This window comes from Prosthecobacter debontii, assembly GCF_900167535.1.
GTDB classification, from domain to species: Bacteria; Verrucomicrobiota; Verrucomicrobiia; order Verrucomicrobiales; family Verrucomicrobiaceae; genus Prosthecobacter; species Prosthecobacter debontii.
The window spans coordinates 109,443-131,967 of sequence record NZ_FUYE01000009.1 but is presented as its reverse complement, the minus strand read 5'-3'; the positions used below and the strand labels follow the sequence as shown (position 1 = coordinate 131,967).

General features: G+C 57.6%; 17 protein-coding genes. 7 read left to right on the top strand and 10 right to left on the bottom strand.

All coding sequences use genetic code 11. The features are described from left to right. Nucleotides 1-200: 200 nt before the first annotated feature. Nucleotides 201-1,649, bottom strand: coding sequence for a dihydrolipoyl dehydrogenase family protein (locus B5D61_RS14650; protein ID WP_078814131.1), 1,449 nt, complete (start codon nt 1,647-1,649; stop codon nt 201-203). Between B5D61_RS14650 and B5D61_RS26370 the strand changes: the two genes are divergently transcribed. Beyond that, on the top strand, nt 1,648-1,791 hold the full coding sequence (locus B5D61_RS26370) for a hypothetical protein (protein WP_176159456.1): 144 nt from the start codon (nt 1,648-1,650) through the stop codon (nt 1,789-1,791). The two genes, B5D61_RS14650 and B5D61_RS26370, sit on opposite strands and share 2 nt — an antisense overlap. A 9-nt stretch (nt 1,792-1,800) precedes the next feature. Beyond that, nucleotides 1,801-2,139: a hypothetical protein gene (locus B5D61_RS14645; protein WP_217698984.1), complete on the top strand. Its 339-nt coding sequence runs from the start codon at nt 1,801-1,803 to the stop codon at nt 2,137-2,139. Between the two features lie 129 nt (nt 2,140-2,268). On the opposite strand, the gene purL is transcribed toward B5D61_RS14645, so the two are convergent. After that, complete coding sequence (gene purL / locus B5D61_RS14640) at nt 2,269-4,689, bottom strand: phosphoribosylformylglycinamidine synthase subunit PurL (protein ID WP_245846548.1); 2,421 nt, start codon at nt 4,687-4,689, stop codon at nt 2,269-2,271. 183 nt (nt 4,690-4,872) lie between these two features. Continuing rightward, nucleotides 4,873-8,277, bottom strand: coding sequence for a DUF7453 family protein (locus B5D61_RS14635; RefSeq protein WP_217698983.1), 3,405 nt, complete (start codon nt 8,275-8,277; stop codon nt 4,873-4,875). A gap of 844 nt (nt 8,278-9,121) precedes the next feature. On the opposite strand from B5D61_RS14635, the gene B5D61_RS14630 reads away from it, so the two are divergent. Together B5D61_RS14630 and B5D61_RS14625 are read left to right on the top strand one after the other, a co-directional pair. After that, nucleotides 9,122-9,649 carry a peroxiredoxin gene (locus tag B5D61_RS14630; RefSeq protein ID WP_078814128.1) on the top strand — a complete coding sequence of 176 codons (528 nt, stop codon included), beginning with the start codon at nt 9,122-9,124 and terminating at the stop codon, nt 9,647-9,649. A gap of 144 nt (nt 9,650-9,793) precedes the next feature. Further along, entirely contained in the window at nt 9,794-10,321 is a 528-nt protein-coding gene (locus tag B5D61_RS14625) for a carboxymuconolactone decarboxylase family protein (RefSeq protein WP_078814127.1), read from the top strand. A 118-nt stretch (nt 10,322-10,439) separates the two neighbouring features. Here B5D61_RS14625 and B5D61_RS14620 read toward each other — a convergent pair whose 3' ends face one another. Then, on the bottom strand, nt 10,440-11,747 hold the full coding sequence (locus B5D61_RS14620; RefSeq protein ID WP_078814126.1) for an outer membrane protein assembly factor BamB family protein: 1,308 nt from the start codon (nt 11,745-11,747) through the stop codon (nt 10,440-10,442). 132 nt (nt 11,748-11,879) lie between these two features. Here B5D61_RS14620 and B5D61_RS14615 point away from each other — a divergent pair, with 132 nt between their 5' ends. After that, complete coding sequence (locus tag B5D61_RS14615) at nt 11,880-12,797, top strand: N-formylglutamate amidohydrolase (RefSeq protein ID WP_139373273.1); 918 nt, start codon at nt 11,880-11,882, stop codon at nt 12,795-12,797. Between the two features lie 122 nt (nt 12,798-12,919). On the opposite strand, the gene B5D61_RS14610 is transcribed toward B5D61_RS14615, so the two are convergent. The 5 genes from B5D61_RS14610 to B5D61_RS14595 form a co-directional block, all read right to left on the bottom strand. Beyond that, nucleotides 12,920-14,356 (bottom strand): 3-keto-disaccharide hydrolase, encoded by a 1,437-nt coding sequence (locus tag B5D61_RS14610; RefSeq protein ID WP_078814124.1) that lies wholly within the window; start codon nt 14,354-14,356, stop codon nt 12,920-12,922. A 209-nt stretch (nt 14,357-14,565) separates the two neighbouring features. Then, on the bottom strand, nt 14,566-15,345 hold the full coding sequence (locus B5D61_RS14605; protein WP_176159454.1) for an ion transporter: 780 nt from the start codon (nt 15,343-15,345) through the stop codon (nt 14,566-14,568). 211 nt (nt 15,346-15,556) lie between these two features. Continuing rightward, complete coding sequence (locus B5D61_RS27290; RefSeq protein WP_483878480.1) at nt 15,557-15,817, bottom strand: DUF6438 domain-containing protein; 261 nt, start codon at nt 15,815-15,817, stop codon at nt 15,557-15,559. A gap of 279 nt (nt 15,818-16,096) precedes the next feature. Further along, nucleotides 16,097-17,248, bottom strand: a complete 1,152-nt coding sequence (locus B5D61_RS14600; RefSeq protein WP_078814122.1) for a 1-deoxy-D-xylulose-5-phosphate reductoisomerase — start codon at nt 17,246-17,248, stop codon at nt 16,097-16,099. 39 nt (nt 17,249-17,287) lie between these two features. After that, nucleotides 17,288-18,190: a phosphatidate cytidylyltransferase gene (locus B5D61_RS14595; protein WP_078814121.1), complete on the bottom strand. Its 903-nt coding sequence runs from the start codon at nt 18,188-18,190 to the stop codon at nt 17,288-17,290. Between the two features lie 266 nt (nt 18,191-18,456). Between B5D61_RS14595 and B5D61_RS14590 the strand changes: the two genes are divergently transcribed. Then, a complete protein-coding gene (locus B5D61_RS14590; protein WP_078814120.1) occupies nt 18,457-18,804 on the top strand; it encodes a P-II family nitrogen regulator in 348 nt (115 codons plus the stop codon). Between the two features lie 758 nt (nt 18,805-19,562). On the opposite strand, the gene B5D61_RS14585 is transcribed toward B5D61_RS14590, so the two are convergent. Next, a complete protein-coding gene (locus tag B5D61_RS14585) occupies nt 19,563-20,246 on the bottom strand; it encodes a plastocyanin/azurin family copper-binding protein (RefSeq protein ID WP_078814119.1) in 684 nt (227 codons plus the stop codon). Nucleotides 20,247-20,354: 108 nt separating this feature from the next. Here B5D61_RS14585 and B5D61_RS14580 point away from each other — a divergent pair, with 108 nt between their 5' ends. Further along, nucleotides 20,355-22,517 carry a thioredoxin domain-containing protein gene (locus tag B5D61_RS14580; protein WP_078814118.1) on the top strand — a complete coding sequence of 721 codons (2,163 nt, stop codon included), beginning with the start codon at nt 20,355-20,357 and terminating at the stop codon, nt 22,515-22,517. Nucleotides 22,518-22,525: the final 8 nt, after the last annotated feature.

Below are 22,525 nucleotides of genomic sequence, written 5' to 3'. Positions count from 1 at the left end.
TGAAACGCTGGCCGACGTGAAGATGTTCCTAGGGTCTCCATGTCCACTTCCATGATGGATGCCTCTATTCGTGAAGCACGTTTTGTTTCGCGTCAACAGGTGGTCACGGCAGGTATTCGCTCGGCAGCCGTGCTCAGAAAATCATCGCCAAACCCGAGTCGGTCAAAACCTCGGAGGAGTGACTCACGCTAACGAAAACCTCATTCACATTCTTCAGTGAGTTGATCCGCACATCCCTCGGCGGGATAGGTCCATATCTCACTGAGAGTCGGATGGTAATGCGGTATGGTCAGGAAATCCTGAACCCGAGAACGGTAATGCATGGCCACCACCACCTCGTGGATCAACTCCGTGGCGTGAGGACCGACACAGATGCCAGCTAAAATTTCACCCGTGTGAGCATGGGCGAGCATTTTGACAAAGCCATCAGTTTCCCCCATGCACATGGATTTGCCATGATCATTGAAAGGGTAGCTGGCTGACACATAAGGCGTGCCTGCCTTTTCTAAATCGGCTTCGGAGGCCCCTACCGAGGCCACCTGGGGATGCGAAAAGACACCAAACAGCAGCAGTCGATAATCCGCCTCTTCATTGACGAGCTGCCCTTGTATCAGGCGATGCGCGTTACGTGCCGCAATCTCTCCTTGTTGGATAGCCACATGCACCACGTCCAAGGGACTACAAATATCCCCGGCGGCAAAGATGTGCGGCTGAGTCGTCTGCATGGTCGGCTTCACCACGACTTTTTCTTTGTGCAGGCTGACCTGTGCCGCCTCCAGATTCAATCCGCCAGAGGCAGGTTTCCGCCCCAGCGCCACCAAGATTTCATCCACCGTAACACTGACCTCTTCTTCACCATGTCGATATTCGATGTGCTTGCCCCCATCCTTCGTGGTCACACGATGAATGTGGGTGCCGAGATGGCAAACGATCCCACGATGCTGATAGGCTTGCTCGACCACTTGGCTACACTCGGTATCAAAACCGGTTAGGAATTGTTTACCACGCTGGATCAAGGTCACCTTACGTCCTATACCCTCGAGATAGTGGGCCATTTCCAGAGCGATGGCTCCCCCGCCTAAAACCGCAAAACTTTCAGGCAACGACTCCGCATCCAGGACCTCGTCGCTGGTCCAAAATCCTGTTTCCTGCAATCCTGGAATCGGAGGAATATTGGGCACTGAACCCGTCGCGATACAGAAGGTTTTCCCCTGAACCTCAAAAGCGGCAGAGCCATCGCGAGGGGAGACCTTCAAGGTATGTGCATCGACAAACTCCGCATACCCCCGATGCAGTGTGAAACGCCCATCCATCAGTTGCTGTTGCCGATAACCGGCAAAGTCATCGATCAGCACACGCTTGCGATCTCGAATGGCACGAACATCCACACCTTCCGCCGTGGCTTTCAGGCCGAACTCGGAGGCACGTCGAATACTCAGATTCCGATCCGCAGATTCAATGAGGGTCTTGCTCGGCATACACCCGCGCAAGATACAAAGCCCCCCCAGCTCCTCCGCACCATCCACGACTGCCACCGTCAATCCTAACGAATGCGCCGTGCGTGCTGCGGCATAACCGCCACTGCCACCTCCAATGACGATAAAATCAAAAGACGATGATGCTACAGACGATGTCGCTGAATTGTTCATGGCTGATGTTGCTCCCTACGATCCGAGTCTGCATCAGGAAATCATGAATTGTGAGGATTCTTCCAGTGCAAAATACATGGAGCCAGGAGATGTGCATGAAATGCATCAAATGCTGAATGGCTTGAAGAAAGGTCAAGTCTAACTCGGTGCTATGAAAACTTCATACCTTTCATCAATGCGTGCATGGGGAACCGCTGCACTCGCCGCTTTGTGTCTCTTTGCTTTCACCACGAACTCTTATGCTGACCGCCATAAGCACAAGCATTCTCGTCACAATCACAGCCGCGTGATCCGTGGCCATGATCATCACCATCACCGTCACTGGAACCGTTACCATTCGTATCCGCGCTCCAGGTTCATCATCACCTTCGGCACAGGTTACGCGGGCCGAGGCTACTACTATGGCCCTCCGGGCATGCCCTATTACTACCGTGCCCCAGGCGTGGTGTTTTACAGCAGCCGAGCTCGAGTGCCCAGCCGATATTGGTAACAAGATGGATTCTCCTGCGGTCTCATAACGAGATGCGGATCGCAGAGTGATCACCAGCACAACAAAACACACTTACCTAACGGTAAGTGTGTTTTATTTTTCCCATCTTATGTCGATGGGCTTCTGAACTCAATAATACTGCACCAGACCGCCCTGCCAGATCGGCTTCAGGTCGGCGACGGAAGCGTCGATGAGTGTGGTGCCACGGTTGGTCACGTGCAGCCAGCGTTCGCCAGTGCTTTCACCGATGATCACGCCACCGGCAGCTTTCACCGCCTCGACATGCTCTGGGGCGACCTCGATAAGGAAGCGTCCGGGAGTTTCACCGAAAAGGATTTCCGCCATGGTGCAGTCTTTGGTGGCGGGGAAGTTCTCCAGTTCCACCTTGATGCCGCCTTTGCCGCTGAAGGCGAACTCCGCCAGGGCGACGGCGAGACCACCTTCGGAGAGGTCATGGGTAGCCAAGATGGCACCTTTTTTGACCAGCTCGTAATACTTGCCGTAGTTGGCCCAGGTCTCGGATTCGCTCCAGGTCGGGGCACCGTTGAGGCCAGCACCCTGGGTGTATTTGGCAAAGACACTGCCGCGCAGACCGGGGGTGGTTTTGCTACCGAAGATGGCCAGCTTGCTCCCGGCACGACGCAGAGAGGAACCGATGACATGGGAGGCATCCTCCACGACCCCGAAACCGCTCACCAGAAGGGTGACGGGGATGGACACCGGGCCTTCATCGGTGATGAAGTAGTTGTAGAAGCTGTCCTTGCCGGAGACGAACGGAGCGCCGTAGGCCAGGGCAGATTCAGCCATGCCCTTGGTGCACTCCACCAGAGCACCCAGCTCTTTCTCAGAGTCGGGATTGCCCATACAGAAGTTGTCCAGGATGGCGATGCGCTCAGGGTTAGCCCCCATGGCGACGAGCTGACGAACGCACTCGTCCACGCAGGCACGGCCCATGGCGTGAGGATCGGTCTTGCCCCATTCAGGGAGCAGAGCACAGGAAAGGGCCACGAGTTGCTGGCTGCCATCCACCTTGATCACAGAACCATCCTGCGGTGCGTCACCTGCGGCACCTGCCAGCGGTTTCAGCACGGTATTGCCCTGCACTTCGTGGTCGTATTCACGGATGATCGGCTCACGGGAAACGATGGAGAAATCGCCCAACACGGTCTTCAGCACCTGGGTCCAGGATTCCGGACGCACGGTCACCTTCGGGTTCACCGATTCCGGCTGACGCCAGTGGGCCTTCATCTCACGGCGGGGTGCGCCATGGAGTTTTTCCACGGGCAGGTCACACACGGCTTCTCCGTGGTGCCACACCTTCAGGCGCTTGTTACCATCGGCCTTCGCCAGGACGAAAATCTCGGTCTGCCAGGTATCGGCGATCTGCTGGAGAGCAGCCAGATTGTGCTCTTCGATGGCCAGGACCATGCGCTCTTGGGACTCGGAAATGAAGACCTGCCAGCTTTCCAGGCCAGGCTCCTTCAGCGGGCAATTTTCCAGCCACACTTCACCGCCCACTTCGCTGAGCATTTCGCCAGCTGCACTGGAGAACCCCCCGGCACCGCAATCCGTGACGAACTCGATCAAACCCGCCTCACGAGCGGCGAGGACGAAGTCAGCGACCTTTTTCTCCTCAATCGGGTTACCGATCTGCACCGCCGTCTGGTCTTCCTCATGGGAATCCGTGGTCAGCTCAGCGGAGGAGAAGGTGGCCCCTTTCAGGCCGTCCTTACCCGTGCGACCACCGGCTGCGATGAGCAGGTGCCCCGGCTTCACTTCCTTGGCGATGTCTTTGATCGGGATCACCCCAGCCGTGCCGCAGAACACCAGGGGATTGTAAATGAACGTATCGTCGAACTGGATCGCACCGTTGACGGTCGGGATGCCCATGCGGTTGCCGTAGTCACGCACGCCGCGCACCACGCCGCGCATCACCCCCAGGGGATGGATCACGTCCTTGGCTTTCAGGTCTTCCTGTTTCGTGTCCGGGGGACCGAAGCAGAAGACATCGAGGGAGGCCACTGGCTTGGCACCTTTACCAGCACCGAGGATGTCGCGGATCACGCCGCCGAGACCGGTGTTCGCACCCGCGTAGGGTTCGATGGCGCTCGGGTGGTTGTGAGTTTCCACCTTCAGACAGACCGCCTTGTCATCGTCCAGCTTCACAAAGCCCGCGTTATCCACGAAGGCGCTGAGCACGAAGTCGGGCTTCTGCTCCATGATCTTCTCCGTGACGCTGCGGATGTAAGTCTTGAAAAGGCTGTCCACCGTCTCCTCCTGGCCATTCAGGGTGTGGGAGATCTTGGCATTGAAGATACGGTGCTTGCAGTGCTCGCTCCAGGTCTGGGCGATGACTTCCAGCTCCACGTCTGTGGGGTCGCGACCTTCTTCATTGAAGATCTGCTGCACCACCGCCATGTCCGCTTTGGACAGGGAGAGTTTCATCTTCTTCGACAGATCGAGAAGCTGATCGGCAGAGAGTTCGCGGACAGGGATCGTGCGATAGACGGCACGTTCAGTGCGAGGCGCGGAGGAAAGGCTGGCTTGCAAGGGTGAGGGAGCAGGTTTGGTTCCCCTCAGGTTTTGGCGAGGAAATCCCCGAGGTCAATGACGGGCAAAAGAATCCGAGCCTCCGCTCCTGCCAACTGAAACACAAAAAACCCCTGCGAGTCGCCTCACAGGGGTTTGAAGATTAGCCATGCCTGAAATCAAGGCACAGTCTATTCAAGTCTCTTAATAATAGACTTGGCCGACATGCTTCACTCCGGTTGCTGTGACGATGACGAACACTTCGCCCTTATCATTGATGGCCGTTCCCATACCGCCGCCTCCACCGCCAGAGTTGACCGTTTCAGCAAAGAGCGAGAGTGCGTTGACGGGATAGTTCGTCCCTTGATAACGGATGGTTTGACCAGCCCCGCTCCTCACCAATTGAGTCAACTGGGCATCGTTGGCTTTCATGCGCATCACGACATCCGTGCCGTCACTCAAACCCGAGAGTAATGCAACCGCGCCCGCATCACTCACACTGAGAGTTTGCAAGCTCCCATAGTTGACCCCAGTGCCGACAGCGGGGCTGCCTTCACGCGCCAGCACGGTGATTCCGCCAGCTTGGGACCAACGGCACAGAACACGATCCACATTCGCACTCACACCATCAAGCGTGGCAAGGAAGATCACATGCTTTTTCGCGGTAATATGATAGGCGCCAAACGACTTAATCGAGGCTCCTCCAATCATTGTAACACCTTCACGAGCAATCAGGCTAGGCTGTGTTCCGAGCTTCGCCATCAAGACCTGATCGTTGACTGGCGTTACCCCTGTGCCCGCCACAGTCGCAGTATAAGCATGGTCAGCCAGACTGTTCCGCGAAACTCCCGAGAAATTTGTGAGGATAGCTGTTGTGGTAGGCACCGAGTCACCTTTGCGGGCCACGATTGTCGCTTCGCCATTTGATTTGAAGCTGACGATGGCGATGTTCTTCGAACGATTCGTCGTTTGAGTCAGGTCTTGCGGATTGTCCTGTAGCGCGGCAATGACGACGCAACCGTCGCCGCCCGCTGCGAGGACATTGCTCACAGAACCCAACCATGCCGGATCTGTGGTTGCGGTTGTCAGATCATCTCCAGCCCGAATCAGCGATTGCAAGCTCGCTCCATCATCATACCACACGCCAGAGTTCAGATTGTTGGCCACACCACCCACGTTGCCCACGAAATAGATGTAGTTTTGCGCATCAACGGCGGGCTTACCAATGTGCTGCACAAAATACCCCGGGCCTGGACTCAGACTGTCTCCTTCACGACTCACCAAATCCAGGCTTGAGCTGTCCTCTGGAGAACTGAAGTAGGCATAGTCGGAGGATGCCGGGGTGCCTGAAATTCGATCATGCAGGAAGGTCACTCCGGAGTCGGTCAACAAGTAGTGGGTGAATGAACCTGACAGTGAGCCTCCCCCTGCCACAGTGGTTCCACTACGGGCGATCACCTTCGTATTGCCAGATGTATCCGTCATCAGCCAATTGTCGTTATTGGAGGTAACGCCTCCACTCCCCACCAAACCACGACCTTGCATCAGGACTCGTCCCGAATTGTTGATCATTCCCGCATAAATCGTCGATAGCTCGCCGTTACCGACCACACCGGTGCTCGCTGCAAACTGTTTACGAGTGACGGCAAGGTATTCCGTGGTGAAGGTGGTCGCCGTGGAGGCAATCGTCCCGAGGGAGTTCGTCGCCAGCACACGGACGTAATACAATGTATTGGGTTTCAAATCGACCAATTCTCCAGACACGGGCACTGAAGCGAAACCAGCGGGTAACACTTGGGGTGCGCTCTTGATGGTCCCGGTAAACCCGGCGTTGGTGGAGCACTCGAGTTCATAGGTCGTTTCCAGACCATTGGGATTCACTGTGCCGTTGCCAGTCACTAGACGGCTTCCGACATTCGTTGCTGCGGTCGTGGTCGCCGATGGACGGAAATGTCCTTCGCCACTGACGATCAGGGTATAAGGATCTTCATCGAGATCTTCATTGGCAATGCTGAATGTCGCGGTCCGCAGACCGATCGAAGTCGGGTCAAGTGTGATCGTGAACGTCGTTGAGCTATTCGCTCCGATACTAAATGCAGGCTGGGAGGTGACTGTAAAATCAGTGGAGCCACTCACGAAGCGCACGAAGTTGGGGGCGGTGCCTGTGAGCAGAAGATTTCCAGGGCCAGTGTTGGTCAAGGTAAAGGTACGCTGGATTGAGGGGGTTCCTGAGTAGTTCACTCCCCCGAAGGCCGTGTGATCACTCAGATCAGGAGTGGCATCTCCACTTGCGATGGTAACACCGTTCCCACTCAGAGAAATTTCCCCCGACTGAATGATATCATTGCTGGTATAAACATAGCCTGAATAGGCAACCGCAATGAGTGAGGTGCCTGCATTGTTCATGGCCACACCACGCCAAGCGCGATCCGACTCATGCTCCGTCCAGCTAGATCCGGCGTCTTTAGACAAATACAGTTTACCACCGTTGGTTCCGGCTAACAAAATGCTGCCGTCTGAAGAGGAAGCCACCGAATTCCAAGGTCGGCCAGAGTTGCGAGCAACCCAAGTCACGCCAGAATCACCCGAGGTATAAATGTTGCCGTTATAAAGGCATGCGGCCAGCTTCGTTCCATCACTTGAGGAGGCCACTGCCCACCATTTGCCAGAGGTGGCTCGGGCGGTCCAATTCACCCCGAAGTCCGTGGAGGTGTAGATGAAGTTGGTATATGCAGCGGCGACCAGTTTGCTACCGTCAGAGGAGCAAGCCACTGAATACCAGTTACGGCTACCGGCGCCTGCTTGAGACGTCCAGGTGACTCCCGAGTCAGAGGACGTATAGATAAAGCCTCCATTCACAGTGGCGGCGAGATTCGTTCCATCGGCAGAAGAGGCCACACCGCTCCACTCACGATTGCTATCGCGGGCAGTCCACGTCGCGCCGGAATCTGTCGAGGTATAAATCTGACCATTCGTGACGACGGCAACCAGTTTCACCCCGTCCGTCGATGAGGCCACGGCTTTCCATCCACGGTTACTGTCACGAGCCGTCCAGTTCGAGCTTGAGTCTGCCGAAGTGTAAACTTTGTTACTCCCAGCTAGGGCGACTAGCTTGCTGCCAGTGGATGATGAGGCCACAGCATTCCAAGAGCGAAGGCCGTCAATCAAACGTGGACGCCAGATTTCTCCGGCCACGGTTGCCGCTCCAGTCCCTTCGATAGCGAAGCTGTAGGCACCTTCGTCAGCGTCATCGTTAGCCACCGTCACTGTCGCTGTCTTCAACCCATAGCTTGATGGATTGAAGGTGATTTGGAAGGTTGTGGTCCCATTAACGGCCGCCACCGGGCTTACAGCGTCCTGAGACAGGGTGAAATCACTCGATCCCGAGATGGAGACAAATGAAGGGGTGCCAGTCAGCGTCAAGGGGCCTGTTCCGGTGTTAGCGATGGTAAAGGTGCGAATCAGTGAACCCGTGGCTTCGTTGACACTGCCAAAGCTGGTGTGGTCTGTGATACTCGGGCTCACATCATTGTTAGCGATTTCTACCCCATTCCCTCGGACGGCAATTTCCGGAGATTGAGCATGGGCTTGCAAGGCTAGCGCCGCCATTATAGCAACACTTAGGCTTAAAAATCGCGAATGCAGCCTAGTCAGGCTCACACACGGAACAGCCACCATCTTCCTGGAGGAAGCCCCTGTAGAGGTCAAGAAATGGCTTATCAGATTACTTATTCTCATAGTCGGGAGTTCAATTGAACTGATTAATTTGCGAGGGGGGGAAAGCGTGATGAGGGAAAATTCCAGAAAACAACTTATACCTTGTAAGCGATGAGGAGATTACACTGAAGATTGCGCAAATTGCGTCACATCGGGCGATTCGAACGGTCAAGTTTCTCAATATTGCAAATCGCAATAACTATGCTGCGTGAGGCAACTTATAAAGCCCTAAGTAAAGATTCCGCAATCGAGAATTTAGGCTCTGATCGCGTCATTAAATCAAAATTGAGACTAATTGAGCCGAATTCAATTTAATTAAACACTTCCGAAATGCCTACACGTCAGGAAGTTAAGCGATGAAGCCATTGATATTGAATGCTTTGGGACCAACCAACTCAGCACAATGGCTGGCGGAATTCAGAAACGCCATACATCTTAAGTTTTAAAGATTAAGATCCGTTAACCGAGTTATTTTCTGTAAAGTTTACCTTTATCGGGGCCTTTTGACTTTCGTTCACTGGACCGCCGACCGTTAAAGCCGATTCAGGACAGGCCAAGTTTGGCAGCATTTGCTCGGTGAAACCCCGTTGAAGCTGGCCAAAAACCCGCTATCAGCAAACGCTGACAGGCTCCCGTGCAGACTGAAAACCGGGCTGAAGCGTGTGTTTTTTCACCCGCCACCGGCCAGACTGCGGGGCTGAGCCGCCTCGAAATCCCCCCACATCTCACAAACCCCATGCTTACCATCGGTCATCCGTTCCCTGAATTCCGCTCCAAATCCTGCAATGGCGTCACCAACGACGACATCACGGAGATCACCAACGCCTCCTATCCCGGCAAGTGGAAGTTCTTCCTGTTCTATCCGAAGGATTTTACCTTCGTCTGCCCCACGGAATTGGTCGAGTTTGGCAAGCGCTCCCGTGACTTCGCTGACCGCGATGTGCAGATCATCGGTGGCTCCACCGACAACGAATTCTCCCATCTGGCCTGGAGACAGTCCCGCGAGGACCTCAAAACCCTGCCCTATCCTCTGATCGCCGCCCAGAAGCTGGCTGGAGATCTGGGCATCCTCTGCCCGGTGGAAAACGTCTGCCTGCGTGCCTCTTTCCTGGTGGACCCTCAGGGCGTCATCCAGTGGGTGAACGTGAACAACCTCTCCGTGGGTCGTAGCGTGGAGGAAGCTCTGCGTGTGATCGATGGCGTGCAGTCCGATGAGCTCTGCCCCTGCAACTGGAAGAAGGGCGAAGCGACCCTGAAGGTCTAATCCGCCCTCGGCGATTCCTGTCCATTTCACCCCCTTGGGTCTGCTGGAGGCGGCCTAAGGGGGCATTTCACTTGGCTCCTGCCACGTCAAACCCTCACACGGTGTTTTCGCCTCCTCCACTTTCCCATCTCCCCCCAAAAACCAATGTCCCAGATTGATCTCCTCCGCGATAAGTTGCCGGAAGCCGCTAAGGATCTGCGCCTGAATCTGCAAACGGTCCTCCGACCTGAAAACCTCACCTCCGATCAGGTGTGGGGAGTGGCTCTCGCCTCCGTTTATTTCATTGGCCACGCCGAGCTGCGTGATGCCGTGCTGGCCGATGCCACCGCTGCGGGCATCCCGGAAGCCGTCATCGATGATGCCAAAGCCTCCGCCTCCATCATGGGCATGAACACCGTTTACTATCGCTTCCGTCACCTGGTGGAGAAGCCTAGCTACGCCACCATGCCCGCCCGCCTGCGCATGATGCGGATGGGCCAGCCGCAGACGGATAAGGTCAGCTTTGAACTCATGTCCATGGCCTGTGCCGCCCTGGCTGGCTGCGGCATGTGCATCACCGCCCATGAGGCCACCCTGACTCAGCACGGCGTCAGTGAGGCCGCTGTGCATGACAGCGTGCGCATTGCCGCCGTGCTGCAAGGCGCCGCCGTAGCGCTCGGCATCGTAGCGTAAGCGGAAGCGTTGTTAACGTCTCCCGTGGTCAGGCGGCCTCGGGAGACCCTCGTCAGATCCAAATTCCGGCCAAGGCCGGGGCTCCGAACGAGGTGAGTAGATACCCTCCTCACGCACCTCATTTCCCGATCCGATACAGCGCTTTGTCCGTGCGTAGATACAGCGCACCATCCACGGCCACGGGGCTGGCCATGATGCCGCCGTCCAGGGTGTTCTGGGAAAGGATTTTGAACTCCTTCGTGGCGGGGATGACCGTCACCACGCCCTCGCGACTCGCGAAGTAGAGTTTGTGATCCGCCAGGATGGGGGACGCACTGAATTTACCCCCCAGGCGTTCACGATAATAGGACTCCCCCGTCAGCGCATCCACACAGCTGACAATGCCGCCATCATCCACGTAAAAGAGCAGATCTCCCGTCACCACCGGTGAGCACATCTTCGGTGCATTGCGATTGTTACGCCAAGCGATCTCCGGCGTCTCTACGCCCGCGTAGCGCAGCGCCATGACCTGAGATTTGCCAAAGCAGGTGCTGAAGTAAACCCGCTCCGCATCCGCGACGGGCCGCACGGACATGGAGAAACCCAGTTCACCATAGGGCAGCTTCCACAGTTCCTTCCCCGTCGCCGGTTCATAGCCATAGACCCAATCTGCCGCTGGGCTCACCACCACGGGTTTCCCCTGCATGGTCACCACCAGCGGCGTGCCGTAGGCCTTACGCTGCTGCGGATTCTCCCGCAGCTCGCCCGTGCGCTTCGTCTTCCAGACCAGCTTACCATCCTTTTTGTTAAACGCGGCGATGAACTGCTGGTCACTACCATCGAAATGAATGATGAGCAGATCCTCCCACAGCACTGGCGTCGAGCCGGGACCGTTTTCATGCATGATCTGCACCTCCTGATTCTGCCACAGCACCTGCTGTGTCGTGGTGTCCAGACAAGCGGTGCCAAAGCTGCCAAAGTGCGCATACAGCCGCCCTTCCTCAATGATGGGGCTGGGAGAGGCATAACTATTGAGCTGATGCACCCACTGCGGTTCCTTCACATTCAGCAGCTCCACATCATGCAGCAGCTTGCCGGTGGTCTTATCCACACACAGCGCCCGGAGGCTGACCGACTCCAGCACCGTTACGGGTTGATCCCCGGTATTGCTCTTCAGACGTCGCTCCGCCTCCGCTGCACTGGCGGCCTTTTCCACTGCGGTGGTCATCCAGATCTGTTCGCCCCAGATCACCGGTGTGGAGTGCCCACGTCCGGGCAGCTCCGTCTTCCACGCCACACCGCTGGTCTCGCTCCAGGTCTCCGGCAGACCCCGCGCGGCACTCAGGCCCTGCCCACTCTCCCCGCGCCATTCCGGCCAGTTTTCCGCGTGGGTGAAACCGGAGACGGTGAGGGCCAAGCAAGGCAGGAGAAAAGAAGGGCGGATCATGCGGGGCAAATAACGCCCTCAGCAGGCTCCTCCTGTCGGTGAAATGATGGGCCGTTCAACACACGAAAGAGTCCCAAGCACCTCCGCATTCCAGGCTGGACAGGCCGCGCGATTCCTGCCTAGGCTCACCCTATGCGTGGAAAAATTCCGCTCCGTTGTCTGGTCTTGCTGGGGATGTGGACGCTGCAAGCGGCGGGCCAAACGCCGGACGTCTCGAACTACATTGAGAGCTCCCCAGGCACCCTCCCCATCATCCTCACCGCTCCGCATGGCGGAGACCTGAAACCCGCCAGCCTGCTCACCCGCCGTTATGGAGTGACGGCCAAGGACTCCAACACACGAGAGCTGAGCCTGCTCATCGCACAGGAGCTGGAGAAACGCTACGGCGGTCGGCCGCATCTGGTCATCTGCCGCCTGCATCGGTCTAAACTAGACTGCAATCGTGAGCTGACGGAAGCTGCTCAGGGAGATCCAACCGCCATCGCCGCTTGGCAGCGTTTTCATGCGGAAGCTGAGGCCCAGGAGAAAGCGGTGATTCAACGTCACGGGACGGGCTTGACGCTCGACATCCACGGTCATCGGCATGAGGACCCGCGCGTGGAATTGGGTTATCTACTCACAAGTAAGCTCCTGAATACCGTCAGTGACGCTCAGTTGGATCGTGATGCTCACTATCGCACTCTCACCAGTCTGCGCACCTTGAGTGGTCAGACGCCTCACCGTTTTTCCGACCTCATCCGTGGTCCGAGCAGCCTCGGGGCACTTCTGGAAGCCAAGGGCTTCCACTGCCTGCCTAGCCCCTCGAAGCCCTCTCCCGGTCAGGCGGCCTACTTCAGCGGTGCCTATGACATCACCGCCCACGGCTCGCGAGATGATGCAGGCCCTATCAGTGCCATCCAACTGGAGTGCCCTTGGGAAGGTGTACGTGACACTCCGGCTCATCAGCGCCGTTTTGCCCAAGCTCTGGCGGAGTGTCTCGGCACATATTTTGAAACTCACTTTCAACGGCCTCTCAGTGCCTCGTTCAAGAGCAGCGATATCGGCCAATGATCGACCTGCCAGGCTTCTCCCATGCAGGGCAAGTTTGGAGATGGGATACAAAAAAACCCGCTCCGGCAAAAAACGCCGAAACGGGCCTTAATCGAATCGTGTTGTTAGGTCACACCTTCACTTCACAGCCGCTTCACGCGGAAGCTGCGGAAGCCGACAGGGTCGTTGTGACCCGCGAAGCCGATGAAGCCGCTGGTTTTATCGAGGCCTTTGGGGGTGTGTTTGGGGTCGAGCTTGCTGCGGTCCACCTGGCTCAGGTCGGCATCCAGGATCTTGGTGCCGTTGAGGGTCACGGTGATGTGCTGGCCTTTCACGGTCACTTCCTGGTAGTTCCACTGACCGACGGGGCGCAGGTAGCCGTGCTTGGCACCGATGAGGCCATAGACGGAGCCGTGATACTGGTAGTCCTTCAGCCCGGCTTTGCCTGCGGCAGCCATCTTGGCGTTGTAGCCATCGCTATCGATGACCTGGAGTTCCAGTCCTTCCCAAGCGGCGTTCCCTGTCAGCGGGGTGCGTAGGGCGATGCCGTTGTTCCCGGCCTCGGGCAGGATGAACTCGGTGCGGATGATGCAGTCGCCGTATTCTTCCTGGCTGAGGAGATCGCCCCCCTTACCGGCCTTGCAGTAGATTGCGCCGTCTTTCATCTCGTAGTTGTCGGTGGAGCCCTGCCAGTTGCTGAGGTCCTTGCCGTTGACGAGTTCGGTGAAGCCTTCATCGCTCCCAGCCAGGGCCTTGTCAGCCTCGGCGGGGGTGATCTCGCGAATATAAACGTTGCGCCAGCGGATCTCACTGCCGTGGGTCTGGAGCTGGATGGGGCCTTTGGCAAAGGCGGGGTCCTTCATGAAACCGGCGGGCTTGGGTGGAGCCACTTCGCCTTCTTTGGGTTTCACATAAGCCAGATAACCGGCCTTTTTGTTAGCGAAGAAGTTTTCCAGCACGGCGTTGTCCACCACCTTCTCACCGTTGAAGATCACGGTCACGCGCTCGCCGATCATGGTGATCTTGAAGCTGTTCCACTCCCCCAGCGGCTTATCCATGAGCTTGGAGGGGTCCTTGCCTTCGGTGCCGGGGCTGTTGTTCCAGAGACCGCCGGAGCCTTTGGCACGGCCGAGGCCTTTGGGGTCTTCCTCATTGGGGTCCCAAATCTGCACCTGCGGGATGCCGCGCAGATAGACGCCGCTGTCCCCCAGCGGCAGGGCTTTGTATTCCACCCAGAGTTCGAAGTCGCCGTAATCTTTGTCGGTGGTGAGGTAGAGGCCTTTGCCATCGTTGACCAGCTCCCCGTTTTCCACCTTCCAGTGGGCGTTGATGTGGTCGTCGGTGGGTTTGCCGTTTTTATCCACGGCCCCGCCTTCCACGGATTTCTTTTTGTAGTCCGCCTGCTCCTCGGGGCTCATGGCCCAGAGTTCGCTGGGATCACGCGTGCCCCAGCCATACCAGCCGGAGAGATCCTTGCCATTGAACAGGGGGGTGAAACCCTCCGGCGGGACATTGGTTTCAGCGAGCAAACCCGAGGCGGTGGCCAGGGCGAGCAGGGAGGTAAAAAGCGGTGCTTTCATGATGGAAGAAGTGAGTCGGGCACCTGAGCCGCGATCTTTCAGCGGGTGTGCGTGTCCTTGGACTGCATTTCAATACTTTCGAGACAAGGGGGGCTTGGTTCTTGGGGACTGGGGCTGGATTGGAGGGAAACACGAATTTCACGAAGGGGCACGAAGGTTTTGAGAGGGGCGCTATCCTGGCCGTGGTTTAGGGATGTGTGCCCTTCGTGTCATTCATTGTGAAAACCGCAGCGGTCATTCGTGTGGGGTAGATCACTCTCCTCCTTCGGTTTCAGCTCCAGCTTCTCCAGCCGCTCGCGCAGGTGACGAATCTCGGCGGTCAATTCCTTGATGTCAGTCTCCTCACGCTTCAGCTCGGGCTCGACAAAGAAGCGGGCGAACAAACCTGTGAGCACACCGAATAACCCGACGCCGGTGATCATCAGCACCATGGCCACGAAGCGCCCCTCCATCGTCACGGGATAGCGATCTCCGTAGCCGACGGTGGTCATCGTGGTTACGCCCCACCACAGCGCATCCATGGGGGTCTTGATGTTCGAGCTCGCGTCCTGCTCCACCACCAGGATGGCGATCATGGAAAACAGCAGCAGCACCAGCGCCATCAGCACCGTGGTGCCTGCCAGACTGCGGGCACGGTTCTGGTGCAGGTAGGCCATGATGGCGCGGGCAGAGCGGAAGGCACGCAGGATCCTGACGATCTGCACGATGCGCACCGCACGGCCTAACGAAAAGATATCCGCCGGGATGCAGGACAGCAGATCGATCCACCCCCAGCGCATGAAGGCCAGCTTCGACTCCGCTTTGCGAAAGCGAATGACAAAATCCATGAAGAACACCCCGCACACCGTCCAGTCCAGGTAGCACATCAGCTCCACCACATTCTCCGGCAGCTTCACCGTGAGATGCACCAGCAGTACCGCGATCACATAGATGGAAAGCAGCAGCACCAGAAGATCCAAAAAGCGCAAACGCGGCGGCACCGGGGGCATGAGCGAGAGAATCGTGAATCCTAGCGGGGAATCATTTGAAACGCCAGCTTTATGGTGCCTTGAGCCCAGGGGGGCCGCCAACGGTTCAGCCTTCGTGGTGGGGCACCCAGTTTTCCAGAAGTCCATTCCTGGAAAAGTCCGGGGGGAACCGGACTGGAAAAAAGAGCCTGAAGATAAATCCCTTACTTTCTCAGAAGCTCCCTCACTCAACTCAAGGCGCAGTTTTCCAATCAATCCAGTGCTGCATGGAATCCATGACCTCCTGCATGGCCCAAAGTTCAATCGGTCCTGCTTCAGCATCGTGATGAATGCGCTTTGTTTTGCCTTCAGATGTTACAGAGCTGAAACAGCTCGGGGCATCCGTCCACTTAACGCGATAGTCTTCCTCCATTTCCACAAATCGCAGACTCTCCTGCAGATCGCACAAGCGTGCATAGGAGTAAGGGCTGATTTCTCCTTCGAACTTGCCCAGCTTGGGTCGGGAATAGCAGCTCTCTGACTCCGTGGAAGGGATTGATCCGCGAGCCGACTCTTATCTTCTCGTTCAGAACAGCCACCAAAAATCCACCCAAGGCAGGCGAGGAGCAGATTGAAATAGAATCAATTCACCATTCGGCTAGGCATAAGTGTTACTTCATCTGCCAGTATTTTTCCAAGCCCCTAACCCAGCCGCCAGCACTTCACCATTTTTCCAGTCCGGCCAACCCCGGACTTTTCCAGGAATCCCAATCTGGAAAAATGACTTCGACGATCACTCCGCTGCGATTCGTCTCGCCCAGGCATCCGCCTCAATCAGCGTTTCCAGATCGGGATGCTGGATGACCTCGTGTTTATCCATCACGCGGGCCACGGTTTGCCAGATGGCGGGAAAGGACGTGCGCTCACTGAGGAAAGCCTCCACGGCCACTTCATTGGCGGCATTGAGAACCGCAGGCAGGGTGCCGCCCACCTCTCCAGCGTGGCGAGCGAGATCCAGTGCGGGGAAGTCCTGTGTGCGCGGGGCCTCGAAGTGCAAGGCAGCCAGCTTCGCAAAGTCCAGCGGGCGCAGATTGTTCGGCACGCGGTCCGGCCACGTCACCGCATACTGGATGGGAAAACACATGTCGCTGTGGCTGAGCTGGGCGATGACGCTGTTATCGCTAAACTCCACCATGCTGTGGACGATGCTCTGCGGGTGCACCACCACCTCGATCTGGCTCATGGGAACATCGAAGAGCCAGCGCGCCTCGATCATCTCCAAGCCTTTGTTGAAGAGCGTGGCGGAGTCGATGGTGATCTTGCGGCCCATGCTCCAGGTGGGGTGCTTCAGAGCCTGCGCCACGCTCACCTGGGGAAGTTGCTCGGCAGGAAGTTGGCGGAAAGGACCGCCGCTGGCGGTGAGCAGGATGCGCCGCACCTCGCTGTGGCGGTGGCCTTCCAGACATTGAAAAATGGCGTTGTGCTCGCTATCCACGGGCAGGATGTCCACGCCCTTACGCTTGGCGGCTTCCATCACGGCTTCACCAGCCATGACCAGGATCTCTTTGCTGGCCACGGCCAGATGCTTGCCTTCCTCGATGGCGGCCAGCGCAGGAGCGAGACCTGCCACGCCGACGATGGCCACCAGCACCATGTCCGCATCACTGGCACGAACGAGATCCACCAGACCGCTGGCCCCGACATGCAGGGTCACATCAGCGGGCAAAAGCGCGCGGGCCTGAGCCGCAGCGACTTCATCCGTCAGCGCCACTTGTTTGACACCCGTCTCCTGCACCTGCTGCACCAGAGCCTCCACACTGCGGGCCGCAGCGAGTCCGACGATCTCCATGCGGTCGGGGATATCCCGCGCCACCTTCAGGGCGCTGGTGCCGATGGAGCCTGTGGAGCCGAGGAGGAGAACTTTGCGTCGCTGTGCCGATGCCATGCTGGTGCGGAAAGAGGGGATGGACCTGATTTTCCGCGCTTAAGCGGAGATGGCCTCCAGATAAAAGTAAAACACCGGAGCGGTGAAGAGCAGGCTGTCGGTGAGATCCAAAATGCCGCCAATGCCGGGGAAAGCGTGACCGGAGTCCTTGATCGCCGTGCAGCGCTTGATGACGGACTCGGCCAGATCACCCGTGATCCCTGCCGCGCACAGCACCGGGGCCAGTAGCAGACCGTGCAGCCAGGTCATGGGGGCGAGTTCACCGCTGTCCGCCTTCCACCACAGCATGATCACTGCCGCGAGGAAAGAGGTCACGAAGGCTCCCACCAATCCCTCCCAAGACTTCGCCGGGCTGATGTGCGGGATCATCTTGTGCTTACCCAGCACCACCCCAAAAGCATAGGCCCCCATGTCGCTGAACTTCGTCACCATCACCAGATAGATGACCAGGAACAGGCCGGTGGCGGATTGCCCATCGCCATTAAAATACATCAGGCGGGCGATGAAACCGAAGAAGATGACGGTGTAAACCACCCCGAACACGGTGGAGAAGATGCGCTGGAGCGTCACTGTGCCCTCGAGCTGATGGCGATAACACAGCAGGAAGGCCCCATGCACACTGGCGGTCAGTGCGGCCAGCTCCAGCCACATCGGCGGCGTCTGCTTCACCCGCACCACCCACCACGTCATGGTGATCCAGTAGGCCACGCAGATGACCAGCCCGAGGAGATTAAAAGAACGCGCCTGAGCATCGATGCGCAGCAGGCGATAATACTCCACCGCACCAGCCACCCCGAAGAAACCCGTGAGCGCGATGAGCAGCCAGTTTTTCTCCCACTGCACCGCAGCCCAGATGATGGCCCACAGCAAAAGCGTGCTGAAAAGCCGGGAGACGAAGACACGACGCTTGCTGGGCGGAGGGGCGGCGGTGTCGGAACTCATGAGAAAAAACTGTGCAAACCTGACAGAAAGCGGCTATCAGAGCAGGAGGCAAGCAAACTTCAATGCTATTCCCACAAAGTAGCTGCGCAAGCCAGCACTGAAACGGCCCTTACAAGCCGTGCAAAAACCAAAAAACAAATTCACCCGAAAACTTGGCACGGAATACGCTCAGTCTTTTCAGCACGATCTTCGATGCGAGATAAATCTGAATTTGGTTGTCTCTAGTCGTTGCAATCCGCCAAACCACACATCTAATAACGACAGCCATGAAAAAAGTCGAAGCGATCATCAAGCCCTTCAAACTCGAGGACGTCAAAGAAGCTCTCTCTGAAGTGGGAGTGGAAGGAATGACCGTCGTCGAAGTCAAAGGATTCGGACGTCAAAAAGGTCACACCGAGATCTACCGCGGTTCTGAATACACCGTTGATTTCCTCCCGAAGGTCAAGATTGAAGTCGTCGTCGAAGACGCTCGCAGCGAAACCGTGGTTGACGCCATCGTGAAAGCCGCCAATACCGGTAAAATCGGTGACGGCAAAGTGTTCGTCAGCGAAGTGATCGAAGCTGTCCGCATCCGCACGGGTGAGCGCGGTGCCGACGCCATCTCCGGTTCCTAATTTTCCTACCCCCAAAACCGAAACCAATCCAAAACCCGCCTGGACACCTGGGCGGGTTTTTTGTTTTGGGGTGAGCTCAGAGCGTTGGGACATCCACACTGGCAACGAGACCAGTCGTAGAAGACGTCCTCCTCCAACAGAGTCATTGGTGATTGTCTCTGCAAGGCGAGGAATGGATCCATTGGATATGTGCAAGCCGGAGCCAAGAGGCCCGCGCACGAAAAGCCTGACCATACCTCCTTGAGCCAGGACCTTGCGTCACGTCCGTGCCTAGCTCGTTCCCGGTCTCTTAGCCTGTGATACCAACCTGACGAAATAAGAAGGCGAATTCGTTGGGTATAGCCCCGCCGATTCCTCCCCCACTGTCAGTGAGTTTAGCGGGGGTTTGTCTAGAGCGAGTCTTCGACACTTCAAAGCCCCACCCTCACCTAACCTCTCCCTGAGGGAGAGGGACTGTCGTTTAGCCTGCTGTAGGGCACTGCCAAAGACGTTCTCCCTCGCCCCACTTGTGGGGGTGAAACCCGCGCAGCGACAGGGCGGGGTGAGGGGCCAACAGGATTTCAAAAGCCGATTTTGACTCATGATTTCATCAGCTTGGTATGAGACCACACTCAACTCGCGCTGATGCATTCATCCAACCATCCACCTATCTCTTCATCAGAAGTGGGAGCTTGGAGTATTCACTTTGCGAAAAAGACAAAAAAGCCCGGGTTCATCACCCGGGCTTTTGATTGAAAGGATTCGGGGTGGGCCGAAAACTACTCCACCTTCATCACACCGTTCATGATGGCGCCGTGGCCAGGGAAGGTGCAGAGGTAAGGGTATTCGCCAGCGGCAGGAGCGGTGAACTCGATGGTTTCGCTGGTGTTGGGCTGGAGCAGCTTGGTGTGGAACAGGACCTCAGGAGCCGCAGGGATGAAGCCTTTGGCCATGCCATCTGGAGCAGTGGCCATCTGCATGGCTAGGCCCATGAGCTTGTCCTTGGAGCCGGCGGTGCCGATGACGATGTTGTGCGGCTGAGGCACGGCAGGATGGGTGTTGTTGAAGGTCAGCTTCACGATCTGGCCAGCTTTGACCTTAAATTCTTTGGTGTCGTAGGCCAGAGGGTTGGCGGTGTCTGGCTTGATGGTGATCTCCGCAGGGGCTGCGGTGGAAGCTGCTGGAGCAGGTACCGCAGCGGTGGCAGCTGGAGCAGGCGCTTCTGTTGTGGCTGCGGGTGCGGCCGCAGGAGCTGGGGCGGATTTCTCAGCAGCAGGTGCGGCAGCGGCGGTTTTTTCTTCAGCCTTGGCTTTCTCCCAGCCCGAGGTCTGGGAGACAGCTCCGAAGAACAGCATCACGGCCCAGAAAAGAGTGAAACCGCCGACGACGATGGCAAGGATCACATTGGCAAGGCTCCAGAAGGATCCGGATTCTTTGGAAGCGGGGGTAGAATGGGCAGACATGGCTTGAATTGGGAGCGTCCAAACAAGCACAACCCTCCCCGAACGCAACTGACAAGCCGCCCATCGCTTGCAACCCCGCCTGTTAGCGCCACGTTTTCTCTCTTAGCCATGAGCGACCGCGATACGACCCCCAAGCACACGAATGCCCTGATCCGCGAAAAATCGCCATATCTGCTCCAGCATGCCCACAATCCCGTAAACTGGCTGCCCTGGGGGGAGGAAGCGATCGCGAAGGCCAAGGCGGAGGATAAGCCCATCTTCCTCTCCAGCGGCTACTCCACCTGCCACTGGTGCCATGTGATGGAGCGGGAGTCCTTTGAAAATGACGAGGTGGCCGACTACCTGAATGAACACTTCATCTCCATCAAGGTAGACCGCGAGGAGCGCCCGGATGTGGATCTCACCTACATGACCTACGTGCAGGCCGCCAGTGGTGGTGGCGGCTGGCCCATGAGTGTGTTCATGACGCCTGAGCTGAAACCCTTCTTCGGCGGCACCTATTTCCCGCCGGAAAACACCCAGGGGCGCATCGGTTTCAAAAATCTGCTCAAGGAACTGCACAAAGCCTGGACGGAAGATCGCGAAAAAGTACTGGCCGGAGCCGAACGTTCCGTCTCGAAGCTGCAGGAGTATCTGGACGGCGAAAACAACGCCACGGAGGTGAAGTCCGAGGCTGTGATGCTGAAAGCCTACGACGACCTCGCCAGCAACTACGACTACCACGAGGCAGGTTTCAGCGGAGCGCCCAAGTTCCCCCGCTCCACGTCCATCAATCTGCTCCTGCGCATCCATCAATCGTGGGCTAAGGATGAAGCTCGCAAAAGCGAGGCGGACTGGGCGGCGGAGATGTCGGTGAAAACCCTTCGCGCCATGGCCAATGGCGGCATCTGGGACCACGTGGGCGGCGGCATGCACCGCTACTCCGTGGATGCCTACTGGCACATCCCACACTATGAAAAGATGCTTTATGATCAGGGCCAGCTTCTGTGGGCCTATGCCGAGGGGTATCTCATCACCGAGTCGCCGTTTCTAGCGGATACGGCGCGCGAGATCGTCACCTATGTGGCCCGGGATCTGCGGCATCCTCAAGGCGGGTTCTTCTCCGCAGAAGATGCGGATAGCTACGCCCAGGAAGGGGATGACCATAAAAAGGAAGGTGCCTTCTATGTCTGGACCGCGGCGGAGATCGATGAACGGCTGGGTAAGGAGGAAGGAGGCATCTTTCGCTACTCCTTCGGCGCACGTCGGGATGGCAATGCCCGACCTGAGAGTGATCCCCACGGTGAACTGGCGGGCGTGAATACCCTCTTCCGGGCCTACTCCGTGAAGAAAACGGCGGAGTTTTTCAAAAAGACCCCCGAGGAGGTGCTGGACATTCAACGGCGCGGATTGAAAACCCTGTTCGAAGCCCGCAGCAAGCGTCTGCGCCCGCATCTGGATGACAAGGTGATCACGGCCTGGAACGGACTCATGATCAGCGGTCTGGCTCGCGCAGGAGCGGCCCTGGGTGAACCCAGCTTCCTGAAACTGGCCGCCGAGGCCGCGCAGTTCCTGCATGATGAACTGTGCGCGACACCGGGGAAAGGCCTACACCGGAGCTGGCGTGAGGGCGGGCGTGGGCCGAAGGGCTTTGCCACCGATTACGCCTGCCTCGTTCATGGCCTGCTGGATCTGTATCAGGCGGGTTTTGACATCCAGTGGCTGAAGTGGGCAGCTGCGCTCCAGGAGGAGATGGACGGTCTCTTTCTCGATCCCGACAAAGGCGGCTACTACAGTGTCCACACCGACATGGCCCACGCCGTTTTGCGCATCAAGGAGGACTATGACGGCGCCGAACCGTCGCCCAACTCCCTCGCCGCGCTGAATTTGGCTCGCCTCGCCGCCATGCTGCATCAGGAGCGTTATGCCGAGCAGGCGCGGAAGATCACCTCCCTCTTCGGCCATACCCTGGAGAGCAGCCCCTCCGCTGTGCCCGTGCTGGTGATGGGGGCCGATTTCCTGGCTCGCGGACAGCAGCAGATCGTGCTGGCCGGGGATAAAACCACACCTGAGTTCCAGGCCCTGACCGCAGTGGTCCAGCGCCGTCTGCTACCGCACGCCGTCATCCTGCATGCGGATGGTGGTGAGGCGCAGGCCTGGCTCGGCGAGCAAAATGAAGCCTTCACGGCCATGCACCCTGTGAACGGTCAAGCCACCGCCTACGTCTGCCAAAACTACGCCTGCCAGGCCCCCGTCACCACGGCGGACGCGCTGGCGAAGCTGTTGGCCTAACTGGGACT

Bases quoted from the DNA above. Each gene is read 5' to 3' on its own strand.
- B5D61_RS26370 (WP_176159456.1), top strand. From the start codon at position 1,648: ATGGCTGATGTTGCTCCCTACGATCCGAGTCTGCATCAGGAAATCATG.
- B5D61_RS14650 (WP_078814131.1), bottom strand. From the start codon at position 1,649: ATGAACAATTCAGCGACATCGTCTGTAGCATCATCGTCTTTTGATTTT.
- B5D61_RS14645 (WP_217698984.1), top strand. From the start codon at position 1,801: ATGAAAACTTCATACCTTTCATCAATGCGTGCATGGGGAACCGCTGCA.
- B5D61_RS14635 (WP_217698983.1), bottom strand. From the start codon at position 8,277: ATGGCGGCGCTAGCCTTGCAAGCCCATGCTCAATCTCCGGAAATTGCC.
- B5D61_RS14630 (WP_078814128.1), top strand. From the start codon at position 9,122: ATGCTTACCATCGGTCATCCGTTCCCTGAATTCCGCTCCAAATCCTGC.
- B5D61_RS14625 (WP_078814127.1), top strand. From the start codon at position 9,794: ATGTCCCAGATTGATCTCCTCCGCGATAAGTTGCCGGAAGCCGCTAAG.
- B5D61_RS14620 (WP_078814126.1), bottom strand. From the start codon at position 11,747: ATGATCCGCCCTTCTTTTCTCCTGCCTTGCTTGGCCCTCACCGTCTCC.
- B5D61_RS14615 (WP_139373273.1), top strand. From the start codon at position 11,880: ATGCGTGGAAAAATTCCGCTCCGTTGTCTGGTCTTGCTGGGGATGTGG.
- B5D61_RS14610 (WP_078814124.1), bottom strand. From the start codon at position 14,356: ATGAAAGCACCGCTTTTTACCTCCCTGCTCGCCCTGGCCACCGCCTCG.
- B5D61_RS14605 (WP_176159454.1), bottom strand. From the start codon at position 15,345: ATGCCCCCGGTGCCGCCGCGTTTGCGCTTTTTGGATCTTCTGGTGCTG.
- B5D61_RS14600 (WP_078814122.1), bottom strand. From the start codon at position 17,248: ATGGCATCGGCACAGCGACGCAAAGTTCTCCTCCTCGGCTCCACAGGC.
- B5D61_RS14595 (WP_078814121.1), bottom strand. From the start codon at position 18,190: ATGAGTTCCGACACCGCCGCCCCTCCGCCCAGCAAGCGTCGTGTCTTC.
- B5D61_RS14590 (WP_078814120.1), top strand. From the start codon at position 18,457: ATGAAAAAAGTCGAAGCGATCATCAAGCCCTTCAAACTCGAGGACGTC.
- B5D61_RS14585 (WP_078814119.1), bottom strand. From the start codon at position 20,246: ATGTCTGCCCATTCTACCCCCGCTTCCAAAGAATCCGGATCCTTCTGG.
- B5D61_RS14580 (WP_078814118.1), top strand. From the start codon at position 20,355: ATGAGCGACCGCGATACGACCCCCAAGCACACGAATGCCCTGATCCGC.